Source organism: Nocardioides epinepheli (genome assembly GCF_037936805.1).
In the GTDB taxonomy this organism is placed as follows: Bacteria; Actinomycetota; Actinomycetes; order Propionibacteriales; family Nocardioidaceae; genus Nocardioides.
The window spans coordinates 1-14021 of sequence record NZ_JBBMMC010000005.1 but is presented as its reverse complement, the minus strand read 5'-3'; the positions used below and the strand labels follow the sequence as shown (position 1 = coordinate 14021).

Sequence of the window (14021 nt, the reverse complement as noted above, 5' to 3'; positions counted from 1 at the left end):
GCCGCCGAGATTACCGGTTCGTAGCCCGCCCGCCGGGATCGGCGAGCCACGTGCTCCGGACCACACCGAACCGGCGGCGCGGAGGCCGCCGGTAGGCGATGCTGGTCGGGTGCCGCGTCGCCGTCTCGTCCATCTCCGTGTCCTCCTTGTCCCCCTCGCCCTCGCCGTGATCCTGGGCGCCGCTCCTGCCGACGCCGTCGACGCCGCCGAGGAGCCGGCCGTCACCGGCTACGCCCTCGGGAGCCTGCCGCCGAAGGTGCTCGACCGCGACGCCCACGCGCTGACGACCGTCAGTGTGGCCGCGGCGCCGATCACGCCGGACGGACGCCGGGTGCGACCGCCGTCGGACAGCGTGGTGCGGGTCGGGCGGCTGGCCCGGGCGCGCGGGCTCCACACCGAACTCCTGCTCTCCAACTACAGCAACCGTCTCGAGGCCTTCGACGAGGACGCCGTGCACGCGCTGCTCTCCGACCCGCGCTCGATCCGGCGGGTCGCACGGCTGATGGCGACGCGCGTCGCCGCGGGTGGGTGGGACGGCGTCAACGTCGACTTCGAGCGGGTCCGGCGCTCCGACGCGGCCGGCCTGGCCTCGCTGGTCGAGCAGCTCCAGACGGCGATGCCGGCCGACAGGACGGTCACCATCGACGTCAGCGCGGCGACGTCGGTGGCGGCCTACCGGTCGCGCGGCTACCTGATGGGCCGGCTCGGGCGGGCCGCGGACGCCGTCCAGCTGATGGCCTACGACCAGCACGGCCCGTCGTGGTCGGAGCCGGGTCCGATCGGCGGGCTCGGCTGGCAGCGGCGTGCGGTGGAGGCGGCCCTGGAGCGGGTCCCGGCGGCCAGGCTCGACCTCGGCGTCGCCGGCTACGGCTACACCTGGCGGCCTGACGGGACCGGTCGCTCCTTCGCGCCCCGCTGGGCGCGTCGCGCGACCGAGCGCGCCGGCGTCAAGCCGGTCTGGCACCGGCGGGCCGGCGAGTGGTCGGCCCGGCTTCCCGACGGGCGCCGACTGTGGTGGTCGGATGCACGCTCGTGGGCCCTGCGCGTCGACCTGGCCCGCGCCTACGACCTGCGCGGCCTGGCCCTGTGGCGCCTCGGCACCGCCGACCCACTCCCCTGACCCGACCCCTCCACGAACGCTGACCCGTCAGCTATAGCGGACGGGTCAGCGCGAATCGGACGGTGACCCGTCAGCTATAGCGGACGGGTCAGCGCGACTGCGGGTCGGTGGCGTGGTCGATCACGTGGTCGAGGTAGAGCCGGATGGGCATCGTGGAGAGCCGGGCGAGGCCGAGCTTGAGTCGCTCGCCGATCCCGGCGTCCGGTGGGACGTCGTCGTGGTCGATGTCGCGGGCCAGCACCCACTCCAGCGCCGGCCCGGCGCCGTGGATCTGCCCGAGGACCTCCGGAATGGTGTCGACGAGGAGGTCGAGGGAGTCGCCGACCGCGACGGGGTCGTCGGCCACCATGTCGCGCAGCATCTGGTCGGGCGTCATCCGATAGGCGCGCAGGGCGTCGTCGGCCAGCTCCTCCGGCGAGATGCCGTCGGCCGCGAGGATCGCCCGGCCCAGCGCCTGGCAGGCGGGGTCGTCGGCGAAGTCGGGGCCGAGGAGGTACTCGCACAGGGCGCTGGCGCCGTCGAGGCGGCCCCAGAGCCAGTCATGGGCCCGGCCGTCGCGGGACCCGAAGGCCCCGAAGTGACCCCACCGCTCGCCGTAGAGCTTCTTGGCCGGCCAGTCGGCGTAGCCGGTGGCCTCCACCGCGATCAGCGGGGACGCCGCCGGGGTGACCTGCCGGTAGCGGAAGCCGGGCCGGTCGCTGGTGTCGAGCGCCAGCGCCGAGGCGACCACCTCGAGGTCGAGCGAGTACTGCGCAAGCTCGGCACCGCCGCCCCCGCCCCACGCCGCCGCGACCGCGTCGGTGACCTGGCCGACGAGCCTCGCGACCTCGGTCCGCGCTCCCAGCTCCTCGTGCAGCTTGCGAAGCGCGACCAGCCGCGCGTGGGGGGACGTCGTCGCCTCGATCGACTCCGCGAGGCGATCGTCCTCCTCGCGCCGGAGCGCCCGCACCCGGCGCTGAGCCCGGTCGAGGACGCCGAAGGCGACGTCGAGGCCGGGCAGCTCGCCGCTGGTCCGCACCAGGGCGCGCCCCCACCACCTCAGGATCCGCGCCGCCGTCGGCAGCCCCCACTGCCAGTCGTGGGGGTCGTGAAGCGGTCCTTCGGGGACGACCGGCCACTCGTCGTCGGTGAGCTCGAGCGCCAGCGGCGGCACCAGCTGAGGCGGTCGGTCGATCCCGAGCAGCCAGCGTTCGGCCTCCTCGAGGCGTCGGGCGCGATAGGCGGGGAACAGCGCATCGGCCGACACCAGCGCCGCGTCCGGTGCCAGCAGCGTGGTGGACCTCGGCGAGAGCAGGTCGGCGAGCAGGTGCGCCGGCCCGGAGCGGGTGAACGAGGCGCGCTCGAAGGACTCGGCGAGGGTGGCGAGGTCGGCACGCTGATCGGGCTCGCGGATCGCGCTGACCACGGCGCCGGCGATCTGGGCGGGATCGGGCGGGTCTCCCCCGGTCCACGGCGGCCCCGCCACCGCCTGCGCGGCGGCACTGGGCGTGACGTAGAGGACCACCCGCTCGAACGGGGCGGCGACGGCGCGATGGCGCAACTCGTCGAGCAGCGGCTCGAACGGCGCGTTGTCGAGGACGCCGCCGTCGATCAGCCACGTCGGCGGGTCGAGGTTCGCCGCGTCGCGACGACGCTCCCGTAGGGCCGCGCTCTCCCACACCGGCTCGAAGGCGAGGGGGAAGCTGGCCGAGGCCCGGGCGGCGGTGACGATCGTCTGGCCGGCGCCGTCGTCGCCCGGGTCGAAGTGATCCTCGATGGTCGCGCCGTCGGCGTCGTCGAGGCGACGGAAGCGGTAGACCCGCCGGCTGTCGACGGCCCAGGCGGCCAGGCCGCCCTCGAGGTCGTAGCGGCGCGGTGCCGGCCGCAGGGCGGTGGCCGTGAGGAGCAGTGTGCACTCGAGGGGGGCGATATCGCTCCGGGGCGTGATCGAGTCGACGACGCCGGCGATCGAGCGGGCGAAGTACTCGCCGTCGAGCACGGACGGCGCCGCCTCCTTGTCCGAGCGCAGCAGCGCGCCGCGCTGGAGGGCGGCCAGGCCGCTCCAGACCGGCTTGAGCAGCGGCAGGTCGGCGCCGCGACCGACCGCGGTGGCGAGGAAGGCGCCGTTCAGGCCGCCCGCGCTGGTGCCGGCGACGGCGTCGACCACCACCGAGCGGCCGGTGCGTTCGAGGATCGCCCGCCACGCGTCGTGGACACACCGCTCGCCGGCGTTTGCTCCGCCGTCGCCCTCGGGCGCCGCCCCGAGCGAGGCCATCCGAAGCCGGTTGAGCTCGTGGACGACGCCGCCCATCCAGATCGCCAGGCTCACCCCGCCGTTGAGCACCACGGCGAACCGGGTCTCGACGGCGGGTGGTCTAGTCATGCTTCCAATCTCCCACGCGCCGGGGACACTCCACATGCCCCGAAGGAGCCAGTATCAGGACCGGCGCGCGCGTCTCGGGAGCTCACAGCGAGGCCCGGAACTCGGTGCCCCGCAGCGCCGACTCGACCAGCCCGACCTCGCGGCGCAGCGCGCGCAGCCGTGCCTCCTCGGTGAGCCACGTCTCGACCGCACGCTCGGCGACATCGGAGGCCACCACCCCGCGCAGCTCGGCCCGCGCGGCGCTCAGGCTCTTCGTGCAGCCCTCCTGCATCGCCTCGACGTGCCGCACCGCGAACCGGGCGAGGACGACCAGATGACGCCGTAGCACCGGATAGCCCCGGTACTCCGGCGGGCACAGGTCCAGCAGCCAGGCCTCGGCACTGAGCTCCCAGTGCCGGGTGTGGGCGGGTCGGACGCCGGCGGGCCAGCCGGGCGGGATCACGACGGAGGTCATGCCGTCCAGGCTACTCGCTCACCTGTTCGAATAAAACCCGAGCGTTCAACCCGCGAGGAACGAGAACCGGACCTCACGCGCGTCGTTGTCGACGTTGAGATCGACCAGGCAGATGCTCTGCCAGGTGCCGAGCATCAGCCGGCCCTCGATGACCGGCACGCTCGCGTACGGCGGCACGATCGCCGGCATCACGTGCGAGCGCCCGTGCCCAGGGCTTCCGTGCCGGTGCCGCCAGCGATCGTCGGCCGGGAGCAGATCGGCCAGGGCGGCGAGCAGGTCGTCGTCGCTGCCGGCCCCGGTCTCGATGATCGCGAGGCCGGCCGTGGCGTGGGGCACGAACACATGGAGCAGGCCGTCGGGTCCGCCACCGCCGGCCACCACCTCGGCCACGAACGCCTCGGCGTCGCCGGTGAGATCGAGCACCCGCTCGGTGTTGCCGGTGCGGTAGTGCCGGGCCTCGCTGTGCATCGGGCTACTCCCCCGGCCGGTCGGTGCCCTCGGCGAGGATCCGCTCGATCCGCTCCACCTTGCCCGCCAGCTCGCCGGTGTGACCGGGCCGGATGTCGGCCTTGAGCACGAGGCCGACCCGCGGTGACACGGCCGCGACGACGTCGACGGCCCGCTTCACGACGTCCATCACCTCGTCCCACTCCCCCGCATGGGAACTAGGGCACATGACGCGGCCAATGTTCCGGGGCCACCGGATAGAGGAAGAGGTCGCACCCCATGAAGGTAGTCGGTTACGTCCGCATCTCGCGCGCGATGGAGGACTCCACGTCCATTGCAAAACAGCGCGAGGTCCTGGAGTCGACGGCACGGGCGCGCGGCTGGACCCTCGTCGGGACCGAAGTGGACGAAGACGTCAGCGCCACGAAGTCCCGCTTGGACCGGGAGGGCCTCACGTCCGCCCGTGCCCGCATCGCGCGCGGAGAGGCGGACGCGCTCCTTTGCTGGAGGCTGGACCGCGTGGCACGGTCCGTGGTCGATATGGGCGCGCTCCTGGACGAGGGCCTCCAGGTCATCTCCGCGACGGAGCCGCTGGACACGACGACGCCGATGGGCCGCGCCATGGTCGAGATTCTCCAGGTCTTTGCGGCGCTGGAGTCGGCCACCACGGGCGAGCGCTTGAAGGCGACGAAGGCATTCCTGAAGTCGCAGCGGCGATGGAGCGGCGGTCCCCGGCCCTACGGTTACCGTCCCGTGAAGGCCACGGACGGGATCGGGAAGGTCCTGGAGGTCGTCCCCGAGGAGGCCGCCGTCGTCCGGCGCATCCACGCGGACCTCCTGGCGGGCGTCTCCGTGAACGGCCTCGCCCGGGCGCTCAATGCCGAGGGCATCCCCACGTCGACGGGCGGCACCTGGAAGGCCCCGTCCGTCCTCAACCTGGCCCGGGCGCTCCACGTCTCCGGATTCCTCACGGAGGCCGTCCTGGACGGTCACGGGAAGCCAACCCGGGAGCGCCGCCCGGTCCTCGGCGAGGACTGCTCCCCGGTCCGTGCCTGGGAGCCGCTGGTGGACGACGACGTGGCCGCCCAGGTGCGCGCCCTCTTCACGCGCGAGGCCCGAGACGCCGCGAGGAGCGCCGCCACGAAGGCGGGCCTGGAGGCCCCGAAGCGGCTCCTGGAGGGCCTGGTGGTCTGCCCGTGCGGGGAGCGCCTCATCCGGCGGAACCGTCGCGGCGTGGCCTTCTACGGGTGCCGCGGCCTGGGCGAGGGGTCCCACGTGCTCGTGGATGCGGAGAAGACGGAGGAGGAGGCCGCCCGCCAGTTCCTCCAGTCGTTCTCCGGCGTGGAGGTCGTGGAGCGCCTCGTGAACGTCTCCGTCACGGCGGCCCTGGCGGAAGTGGACGTCGCCCTGACCGCCGCGACCGCGGGCATCACGCGGACCGGGACGGCCGACCTCCCCGCCCTCTTCGCGCGCATCGCGGACCTCACGGCGGAGCGGGAGCGCCTCCAGAAGTCGGACCGCCAGGTCATCACGAAGCGCACGTTCACGGCGTACGGCGACGCCTGGGCCTCCTGGACGGACGACGAGAAGCGGGCGCACATGGCGGACCTAGGCGTGACGGTCACGGTCAGACCGGCGAAGCGGCGCGGGACCTGGGACCCGGCGCGAGTGCGCCTGGACGCGGAGGTCGACTACCTCGTGGGCCAGATCGCGGACGGAGACTCCCCCGACCGTGCCACCCTGGCGCGTCCCGAGCGCCAAGACCTGGAGGAGGCCGCCGCGTAGTCCGCCCCCAACCCCCGCGGCCTGGCCCTCGTCTCCTTGGTGGAGGCGGGGGCCTTTCGCCGTCTCTGGGCGTGCGCGGCGACCGCATCTCTAACCCCCTCGGCCGGAGGCCGTGAACCAGGCGGGGCCGCGGGGCCGAGGTTCCCTCCGGCCACTTCCTCGCGGGGGATGGGACGTGTTCACAGTGACGAATACGTACCTGGCTTCATCGCTAGCGCTCGACGACGGCACCCCCACCACCTATAGGGAATTTCCGCCGAACGTCACCGTGAACCAACCGGATCCCCCCGGCCAAGGTTGGCCTCACGAGGGCGCCCCGCCCCGCCACCCCGAACCCCGGAGAGTCCCACCCATGACCCACCACCGTGACCCGTACGCCGCCCTGGCCGCTGTACCGGAGGACGGCCCGCCCCCGGACCACGCTCACGCCCAGGCAGAAGTCGGCAAGCGCCCCAACCGGGCGGAGAACCCCGTCCGCCTACGCGCGCACACCCTCGGCCGGAGCATCGTCGTGCCTGGTCCTCGGACGGTCGCGCGAGTGCTGGTCCTACCGCTCCTCCGTAACCGCTTCGAGGTCTGGCAGGAGTCCGGAGCCCTCGCGCTACGACCGCAGGGCGACGCGACCGCCCCAGCCCGCGCTCTGGCCACCGGCGACCTCATGCCGCGCTTCCGTCGTCTCTTGGAGACTCTCCCGCCCGTCCATGACGAGGGCCGCCCGTACGCGGACCTCCGGACCCTGGCGACCCTGGAGCAACGGTCCGCGGAGGACTATGTCCGCGCCGTTGCCGTCCAGGTTCGCGTCCTCGCGCCGCGGCAGGCCACCGTTCGGAAACCCTCGGCTCGTCGACCCGCCCCGAAGGCAGCCGCCGAGCGCGTTGCGACCTACCGCGCCCGGGTCCGGCTCCAAGAGGAGCAGACCGCCGCCTGGGCGGCCCGTATCTGGGGCGCGGACCTCGCCCCGGGAAACCGCATCCCGGCGGCCGTCGCCGTCGCCGCGGTCCAAGAGACCGCCGCCTCCTGGATCGCGGAGTATGCGGACCACACGCCCGCGGAGATGGCCGCGGAGCGTGAGGACGACCCGACCCTCCCGGAGCGCCTGCGCCTGCCTAGAGAAGTCCGGACGTACGCCGCCCTGGACGCTTTCCTCGGACGCCGTCGCAAGGTCCGCGGCGCCTTCTTCTACGTCGTCCCTGGAACCCGTTCGGAGGGGGCCGCCTGACCCGTCCTCGGCAGATACGCGCCGACCCTCGGCCCCGGCAGTGGACAGCATGTGGGCCCGCGGATCGAGGGGTTCGGCGTCTCTGGGCCCATGCAGGAGCGGCGGCGGTGGGAAGTTGCGGCGAGTTCTTGCGGCCTCTCCTGCGCCAGGCCCCGGCCGCTAGCCCTGGGCCCTGGGAGGACGACGGGCTTCGGACACCTGAACCGCGGCGGCCAAGGTTCTCCGAGCAGAGAGCTGCAACGGCAACGCCTTTCGGGTGCCGGTGTGTGTCTCCCTGCACGGCCGCTTGTCCGTGGCACGACAGGCACATGGCCCGGGTGCTGACGGCCCCAGGATCACCGCTCGAGATCGCAAGGCTTCCGATCTGTCCGAAGCGGCACGCGCGCCTCCTCCGCGCCGGTCCTGGGGCCGTCCCTCGCGAGCAAGCCACCGCCGCCGGGGTGCCTTCCGGCCTGTCCGATGGAGAACCTCGTGATCCTCTGTTCCGAATGCGGCCGACCGCTCTCGGAAGCCTCGTACGCAAACCGCGTGACCTGTTCGCCAAGGTGTCGGATGCGTCGACACCGACGCCTCCGTCCGCGCCCCTCCGCCGATCGCGTTCGCAAGGCCCTGGCGCTCCTGGAGGCCCAGGAGGCCGGCCGGTGACGACGCGTGCCACCCCGGTCCTCATCACCTACGACGGCGTCTTGGTCCGGCACCTACTTACTCCCGCGACCTCGGCGCATCACATCGCCGCGCTCCAAACCGAGGCGGAAGCCCAGATCGTCCACCGGGCCGCGTGCCGAGAGTCGTGCGAGCGCCTCTCCGGCACCCGCGACCCGCTCCAACAGCCGCCCGCGGCCGTCACGCGCGGAGCGCGTAGCGCCCTGGGAGAGCGGAGCTGAACAACACGGCTGGCCCGGCCGACGGCTCTTGCGTCCGCTACCGCCGGGCACTTCCTCACACCCACCACCGAAAGGACCCGCCACCATGGCGACGAAGCAGGCCCACCGCCCGAGCAGTCCCGGCTTCGTGGAACTCCACCCCGACGCCGCCAAGGTGCCCCCTGCCGTTCTGACCGGCCCCGACCTGTCCCAGGTCGGGGACCTACACACCGCCTACCTGGAGGCCTTGGCCGACGTGGAGGCCCGTCACGACGACCTGGACCACGCCCTCGCTGCACCCGCAGAGAGGGACGCCGCCATTCGGGCCGCGGTACAGACGGGCAAGAGGGTCCCGCCCGCCATCTCGGAGGCGGAGGCCAAGGCACGGGTGAAGGTCGCGACCGACGCCCTGACCGCGGCCCTCAACCGCGCGAAGGCGCTGGAGACGCCTACGAGGCGGGGGTCCTGAAGCACCGCGCCGCCATCCGCGAGGCGCTCCTCCCCTCCTTTCGCGCCCTCCACGCCGAGGCCGTTGAGGCCCAGCGTCAGGCGGACGCCATCGCGGCGAAGCGCGCGGCCGCCCTGTCCGCCCTGAACGCCTTGGACCACTTCGCCGCCCAGGCCGAGGACACCGCCCAGGATGAGCGCACCCACCGCTTCGAGAACGCCTTCTATGCAGCGCATGCCCGCCTCTTCGCGGAGAAACGCAAGGCCGCGGAGGGCCAGTCCGCGCTCGCCGCCCTAGCCGCGTTCCCAGTCGATGCTGTCGAGGTCGACGTCTTCGAACAGGAGGAGTTCCTCGCCGCCCGCCTGGGCGAGGCGCACGTCCGCGAACTCCGGACGGTCGAGTCCGAGCTTCACGCATGGAGGAATGGCGACTACACCGGGACCTTCGAGGCAAAGCGCCGACGCACCGTGGCTCTGGAGGCCCACTTGGAGGCCCTTCGTCGCCGGTGATGGTCCGGGGGCGGCCCAGGTATCTCCATGGGCCGTCCCGCCTTCACGCGCTTTCGACTTCGAACACCTTGGGTGAGCGGCTCCAGCCATCGACGCTGAAGTGGAACAAGTCGCCCGTCGACCAGGTGCTCATGAGCCAGACGTCGGTGACGCCTTCGGGCAGCGCTGGGGCGACCTCCGGCAGCGGTCCATCCGGGCGCATGAGGACGTCTGACGCGCTGAATGGGGCGGTCGTGAAGCCGGGAAGAAGCACGAACAGATGCCGTTCGCGATGCGGCGCGGCGCGCAGTTTCTCGACGTTGTGCTCCTGGGCCGGCTCGCTGATCCAATCGTTGAGCCACGCTACGAGGCCGTCCCCCGTGAGCGGCACGGCCCCGCCGGTCCGGTCGGGGTCTCGCTGGAGAGTGACGTAGATGCTTCCCGGGAAGTCGGTCGCGCTTCGGTTCGCCGAGACGACCTCCATCTCGAACAGACGCTCCGCGGCGGCCTGCCGCTCCGGCCCCTCCGCGGCATTCTCAAGCGTCCGGAGGAGGGGCGGTAGTTCCTTCTTGAGCCGCTTCGCTCGGGCTCTCGGCGTCGCCGTGACCATCCAGCCGCCCAGCAGGTTCGGCTCGATCCAACGATCATCCGAGCCGTTGACGAGGTTCCAGAGTTCGATGGACTCGCCATCGGCTGCCGCCGTGACCTCCATCGCCGCGAACGGCACGCCCCCTCGGACGAGGTCCAGGTCATACATACTCGGCCGCGAGCCGTCGTCGTGCTGCACCACCTGGACTCCGGGCAGCGCGGCTTCCACACAAGCGCCCACCCACAACTCTTCACCGCGCATTTCAGGCATGACACACAGTGTGAGCGTTGGCACCGACAGTGTCGCGCCGAGACTCCGCACACCCCTGGGGACCCCCCTCCTCCCGGGGCTCTTGCGCCCCCGAATCGGCATAGCGTCTCGGACTATGTACGGCCATAGAGGTCGCACTCCAAATAGTCGAGTAAAGCCCAATTAACCGGCGGCTCCACGACGGGACCTGTGCTGCTCGACCAGCTCGGCGATCCGCAGATGACCCCCGCGTCCGAGGAGGTCCATGACCCGCTCGCCGGTGGCTCTCGCCTCAGGGTCCGCACTGTCCAGAGCCTCGGCGATAACTGCTGGGGCATGCTCCACAAGGTCGTATCGGGCGAAGGGCTGCTCCCCACGCTTGGTGAGCAGGCGTTCAAGAATCTCGGCCACTTGCCCGGGAGCGCTAGGGGCGGTTTCTTCGAGGACCTCTCCGAGCATTCCCTTTGCGTCGAACTCGTCGGACGCCAGCGCCTGCAGCAGACGAGGCAGCCACCAGGAACGGTCGAACTTGTCCGAGCGGACCCACCAGTAGAAGTCAGCGAGCTCATCGATGCTCGCTTGGCCCTCTTCAACCGCCTGCGCGCGGCTCTCCCAGAGCTCCCGCGCTCGGTCGAGAATTTCACCGGGAACGTCATCAGATTGCATGAGCAGCCAACCGAGATGCCCGAGAACCCTGGTTCGCGAGCGCACAGGCGCCGTTTCGAAGAAGTAGGCCAGCAGAGGATCGTTTGGCTCGATGGCTCCCTGAATCCGGAGAAGCACCAGAGCATCACCGATGAGCTCTACCGGCGAGCGATCGGTGCGCCACCCAGAAACCGCTGTGCCTCCGGCGGCCACGCGCGCAATCACCCGGCGAGCTGCTGGCCCAACCACGTCGACAATCGCACGTGAGGGTCGATACGTGGAGAGCGCTACGGAGAGGACAACGTCACCCCACGCGTCGTCGGTGAGCAGTTCCCCTGCACGATCCACCGTCCACTCACGATCCACCCAGATCAACCGCCCCAGGGCCTCGCCGAAAGCGGCGGCGGTCGCCAGGCTCTCATCCCGATCTGGACGCAGCCGACCGTCGAGAAGCGGAAGAGCCGCAGCAACTGCCGACCGAGAATATTCAGCAGCACCTTCCCGGTCCTCAAGCTCCTTCGCGCGGCTCACGACGCGAGCTAGCGCACGCACGGCGGCCGGACGCGTCGTGTTCAGCGAGAAGGTGAGCGGGTCCATGTTGGAACCGCCGTACTGCTCCTCGTGTTCAGGGGTCGGATCGGGATGGTTTGCAAGAGGTGCGATGGCATCAACGGCACGCGACAGGAGTTCGGCTGGGAGACCGTTCTCGATGTCTCCCGTGGAACCCCGCTCCACGAGCCCCGCGACGCTTCTCTGCGCGAAGCGCCAGACGACGTCCTGGTCCATCCCCCCGTCGAAGTCCGCCCCGTCGTCGCTGTTCATCGAAACCAGCCGAGCAGCATCGATCACGGACGGCCAATCGATGTTGGCCCCGGCCGTCACCGCATCCGTTAGGCCCGAGAAGAAGGCTCGGACATAGGTCGGATCGAGTTCGGCAAAGTCCGGCGCCGCCGCAGAAAACTCCTGTGGTCGACTCGCGACGACGCCCTGCAGGGTGCGAGCAAGCCCCTCAACGGATGGACCCCACGGCTCGTCGCCTTCGGGAGCCCACGTCCGCAGAAACGTTCGAATGTCAGAAACGTCTCTCTCGGCCAGGTCCTCCTGGGTGACAGGGCTATTGGGGCCTGACCACGAGCTCATGTAGCTAGGAAAATCCGGATGTTCCGGCTCTCCGTACTTGGCCACAAGGTCACTCAGGCGTGCGGCCGCCAGTCCGGGCAAGAGCTCGGCCCCAATCCCGCTGAGCAAGTTGAGCTGCCACACCTCCCGATAGCGCTGAACGACCTCGTCCAAGTCCTCGTCAGGCTGCAGGCGGCGCCGGGCCCGCTCTTCGACCACCTCACTGCTCACAGGCGGGCCCTCTAACGCGACTGCCTCCCAGCCATCCAGCTCCGCGGGCGTAAGGAGCGGAACGACCGCCCGACCGAGCTCCGCATACTCGTGTCGATAGGCCGTGTCATCCATGAGCGTGGGCTCCATGAGCCGCTGAACGCCATCCTCGCGGGCAGCCTCGGATTCCGGCGCACTGCGAGCCAGCACGTGCATTCCGATCCGCTGAAGGAGGGGCTGTCCGGACCTTTCCAAGGTCGCCAGGACCTCGGCCACGGGACGCCCACGTGCAATGTCGGCCAACGCTCGATTGCGCACGGCTTCCACGAGGGAGTCGCCGAGCTCGTGGTAGCGGTTGTTCTGCGAGTGATCACCGATGGCCGGACGCCAGATGAAGCTCACATCGTTGCCCGTCTCGGGGTTGTACTCACCCGAGACCTCCTGGTACGTCTCCAGCCACGCTGCAAGCATCGTCAGCACGCCGTCACCCAGCACGGGGTCAAGTGCCTCCGCGACCCTGGGCAGGAGCTCTTCGTACCAGTACCTCTCCAGGCCGGCTATCACTGTCCGTCGAAGGGGCCGGTCTGCACCGTCCGGCACATCGACCGACCTGGGTCGAAAGGCGGCCTGGGCGAGACGGACGGCGGGCTTTCGAAGCCCCGCGGTCGAGAGCCTCTCGACCAGGGTCACGACCTGTTCGCCGTTTCGCAGCGTGCCCGCGGTCAGATACCCATCAATGGCAGGCACGAGGGCTCGCGCCTCGTCCGGTGGAAGCGTTATCGCCGCCTGGAGCACCAGGTCATGGACGTATGGGTTAGCGCTCTCCGTCACGCGGCTCAAGATTCGACTTACCGCCCTGGGCGCGAGTGGCGCCATTCTCACCAGATACTCGCCCTCGGGCCAAGGTGTCCACACCTCGCGTCCGGCGGCGTCGACGACCGTCTCTGGCGGAGAGTCGAATACGTGCTGGACGTCGAGGGCCGTAACCCACTGAGGGTTCTCCAGGCGCTCGAAGAACACGCGCCGATGCTGTTGGTCCCCGATTCTGGACAGAGCCGTCTGAATCAGGTCCGCGTCGGGCACTCGCCAGCCCGACAAGTCGTCGGCTGTCACTGACCGTCCACCTCCCGCTCGTTCGCAGCGCCGAGCACATCCATTAGGTCCTCGACCGTCGCGAAGAAGCTGCCCATGCGGCTTTCGAGAGCTCCTTCGATGATTTCCAAGGACCGCAGTAGCCGCGGAAGCGTGTCTTCGGCGATGACGACTTCGCGACCGCGCTGGGGATGCCTCAGACGCTCGAAGACCGCGACGCTCTCGCGGAAGACCTTCACGGTCGGGTCCTGTCTGACCTCCACCCGCCCTAGGACGAGGGCACTGTGGCGTCGACGTGCATTGAGGTCCGCCGCCCGACTGGCTGCTACCACGCGCCTGGCGGCACGCACGATCACGCTCGGCACCGTCACCCGAACGTCCGGTGCCGGGCCGGCCCCAGCCGGGAAGCTTTCCTCCAAGTCACCGGGGCCAAGAATGTCTTCATGCTTCGCCCACGCATCTGACAGGTCACGGGAGGGCGTTGTCATGTCGCTGTAGGCGGGAACAGATTCGACGTCCGTTAGTACGTCGGGAAGTCCGTTCACCAGGTCGCGGATGCAGTGACCCGCGATCACCAGCGATCCACGCCGCAGCGGTTGCTCGCCAAGGGCATCGATTGCACGGCCGTAGAGATCTGCGAAGAGCTCGTCACGCTGCACCAACGCACCTTGGAGACGGCGCCGACGGGTTGTCCAGAGGCCGTCGACCGGCTCAAGAACCTGGGATACCTGGACCCCATCGCCGCTGCTCATCGTCCCCCAATCGCCGAGATGCTGAAGCTAGCCGATGTTGGGACGGTTCTCGTGCTTCACCCGGCGAGACGTCGTGGGAACGTACATTTCTCCTCGGGAAGCTGTGCTGGTTCAGGACATAGGAAACCCATGTCTCAGGACATAGGAAACTCGATGCTGGCCGGTGTCGAAGGCAAGGC

13 protein-coding genes are annotated in these 14021 nt (G+C 70.5%); 6 read left to right on the top strand and 7 right to left on the bottom strand.

Going from position 1 to position 14021, the window contains the following annotated elements; genetic code table 11:
* Positions 1-109 precede the first annotated feature (109 nt).
* Entirely contained in the window at positions 110-1120 is a 1011-nt protein-coding gene (locus WMR31_RS08140) for a glycosyl hydrolase family 18 protein (RefSeq protein ID WP_340538293.1), read from the top strand.
* 88 nt (positions 1121-1208) lie between these two features.
* Here WMR31_RS08140 and WMR31_RS08135 read toward each other — a convergent pair whose 3' ends face one another.
* The 4 genes from WMR31_RS08135 to WMR31_RS08120 form a co-directional block, all read right to left on the bottom strand.
* A complete protein-coding gene (locus WMR31_RS08135) occupies positions 1209-3482 on the bottom strand; it encodes a DUF3376 domain-containing protein (RefSeq protein ID WP_340538292.1) in 2274 nt (757 codons plus the stop codon).
* 82 nt (positions 3483-3564) lie between these two features.
* The gene (locus tag WMR31_RS08130) at positions 3565-3936 is read right to left on the bottom strand and encodes a hypothetical protein (RefSeq protein ID WP_340538291.1); all 372 of its coding nucleotides are present in this window, start codon (positions 3934-3936) and stop codon (positions 3565-3567) included.
* A 45-nt stretch (positions 3937-3981) separates the two neighbouring features.
* Positions 3982-4404, bottom strand: a complete 423-nt coding sequence (locus WMR31_RS08125) for a YjbQ family protein (protein ID WP_340538290.1) — start codon at positions 4402-4404, stop codon at positions 3982-3984.
* 4 nt (positions 4405-4408) lie between these two features.
* Positions 4409-4612 (bottom strand): thiamine-binding protein, encoded by a 204-nt coding sequence (locus tag WMR31_RS08120; RefSeq protein WP_445321618.1) that lies wholly within the window; start codon positions 4610-4612, stop codon positions 4409-4411.
* A gap of 50 nt (positions 4613-4662) precedes the next feature.
* On the opposite strand from WMR31_RS08120, the gene WMR31_RS08115 reads away from it, so the two are divergent.
* The 5 genes from WMR31_RS08115 (at position 4663) to WMR31_RS08095 (ending at position 9207) form a co-directional block, all read left to right on the top strand.
* Complete coding sequence (locus WMR31_RS08115; RefSeq protein ID WP_340538289.1) at positions 4663-6168, top strand: recombinase family protein; 1506 nt, start codon at positions 4663-4665, stop codon at positions 6166-6168.
* A 352-nt stretch (positions 6169-6520) separates the two neighbouring features.
* The gene (locus WMR31_RS08110) at positions 6521-7387 is read left to right on the top strand and encodes a hypothetical protein (protein ID WP_340538288.1); all 867 of its coding nucleotides are present in this window, start codon (positions 6521-6523) and stop codon (positions 7385-7387) included.
* Between the two features lie 641 nt (positions 7388-8028).
* Positions 8029-8271 carry a hypothetical protein gene (locus WMR31_RS08105; protein WP_340538287.1) on the top strand — a complete coding sequence of 81 codons (243 nt, stop codon included), beginning with the start codon at positions 8029-8031 and terminating at the stop codon, positions 8269-8271.
* A gap of 85 nt (positions 8272-8356) precedes the next feature.
* Positions 8357-8719, top strand: a complete 363-nt coding sequence (locus WMR31_RS08100; RefSeq protein WP_340538286.1) for a hypothetical protein — start codon at positions 8357-8359, stop codon at positions 8717-8719.
* 131 nt (positions 8720-8850) lie between these two features.
* Positions 8851-9207, top strand: a complete 357-nt coding sequence (locus tag WMR31_RS08095) for a hypothetical protein (protein ID WP_340538285.1) — start codon at positions 8851-8853, stop codon at positions 9205-9207.
* Between the two features lie 43 nt (positions 9208-9250).
* Here the strand turns inward: WMR31_RS08095 and WMR31_RS08090 are convergent, their stop codons facing one another.
* The 3 genes from WMR31_RS08090 to WMR31_RS08080 all read right to left on the bottom strand — a co-directional run bounded on the left by WMR31_RS08090 (position 9251) and on the right by WMR31_RS08080 (position 13749).
* A complete protein-coding gene (locus WMR31_RS08090) occupies positions 9251-10045 on the bottom strand; it encodes a hypothetical protein (protein WP_340538284.1) in 795 nt (264 codons plus the stop codon).
* A gap of 162 nt (positions 10046-10207) precedes the next feature.
* On the bottom strand, positions 10208-13111 hold the full coding sequence (locus tag WMR31_RS08085; protein WP_340538283.1) for a hypothetical protein: 2904 nt from the start codon (positions 13109-13111) through the stop codon (positions 10208-10210).
* The gene (locus WMR31_RS08080) at positions 13108-13749 is read right to left on the bottom strand and encodes a hypothetical protein (protein WP_340538282.1); all 642 of its coding nucleotides are present in this window, start codon (positions 13747-13749) and stop codon (positions 13108-13110) included. Before WMR31_RS08080 ends, WMR31_RS08085 begins: the two co-directional genes overlap by 4 nt.
* Positions 13750-14021: the final 272 nt, after the last annotated feature.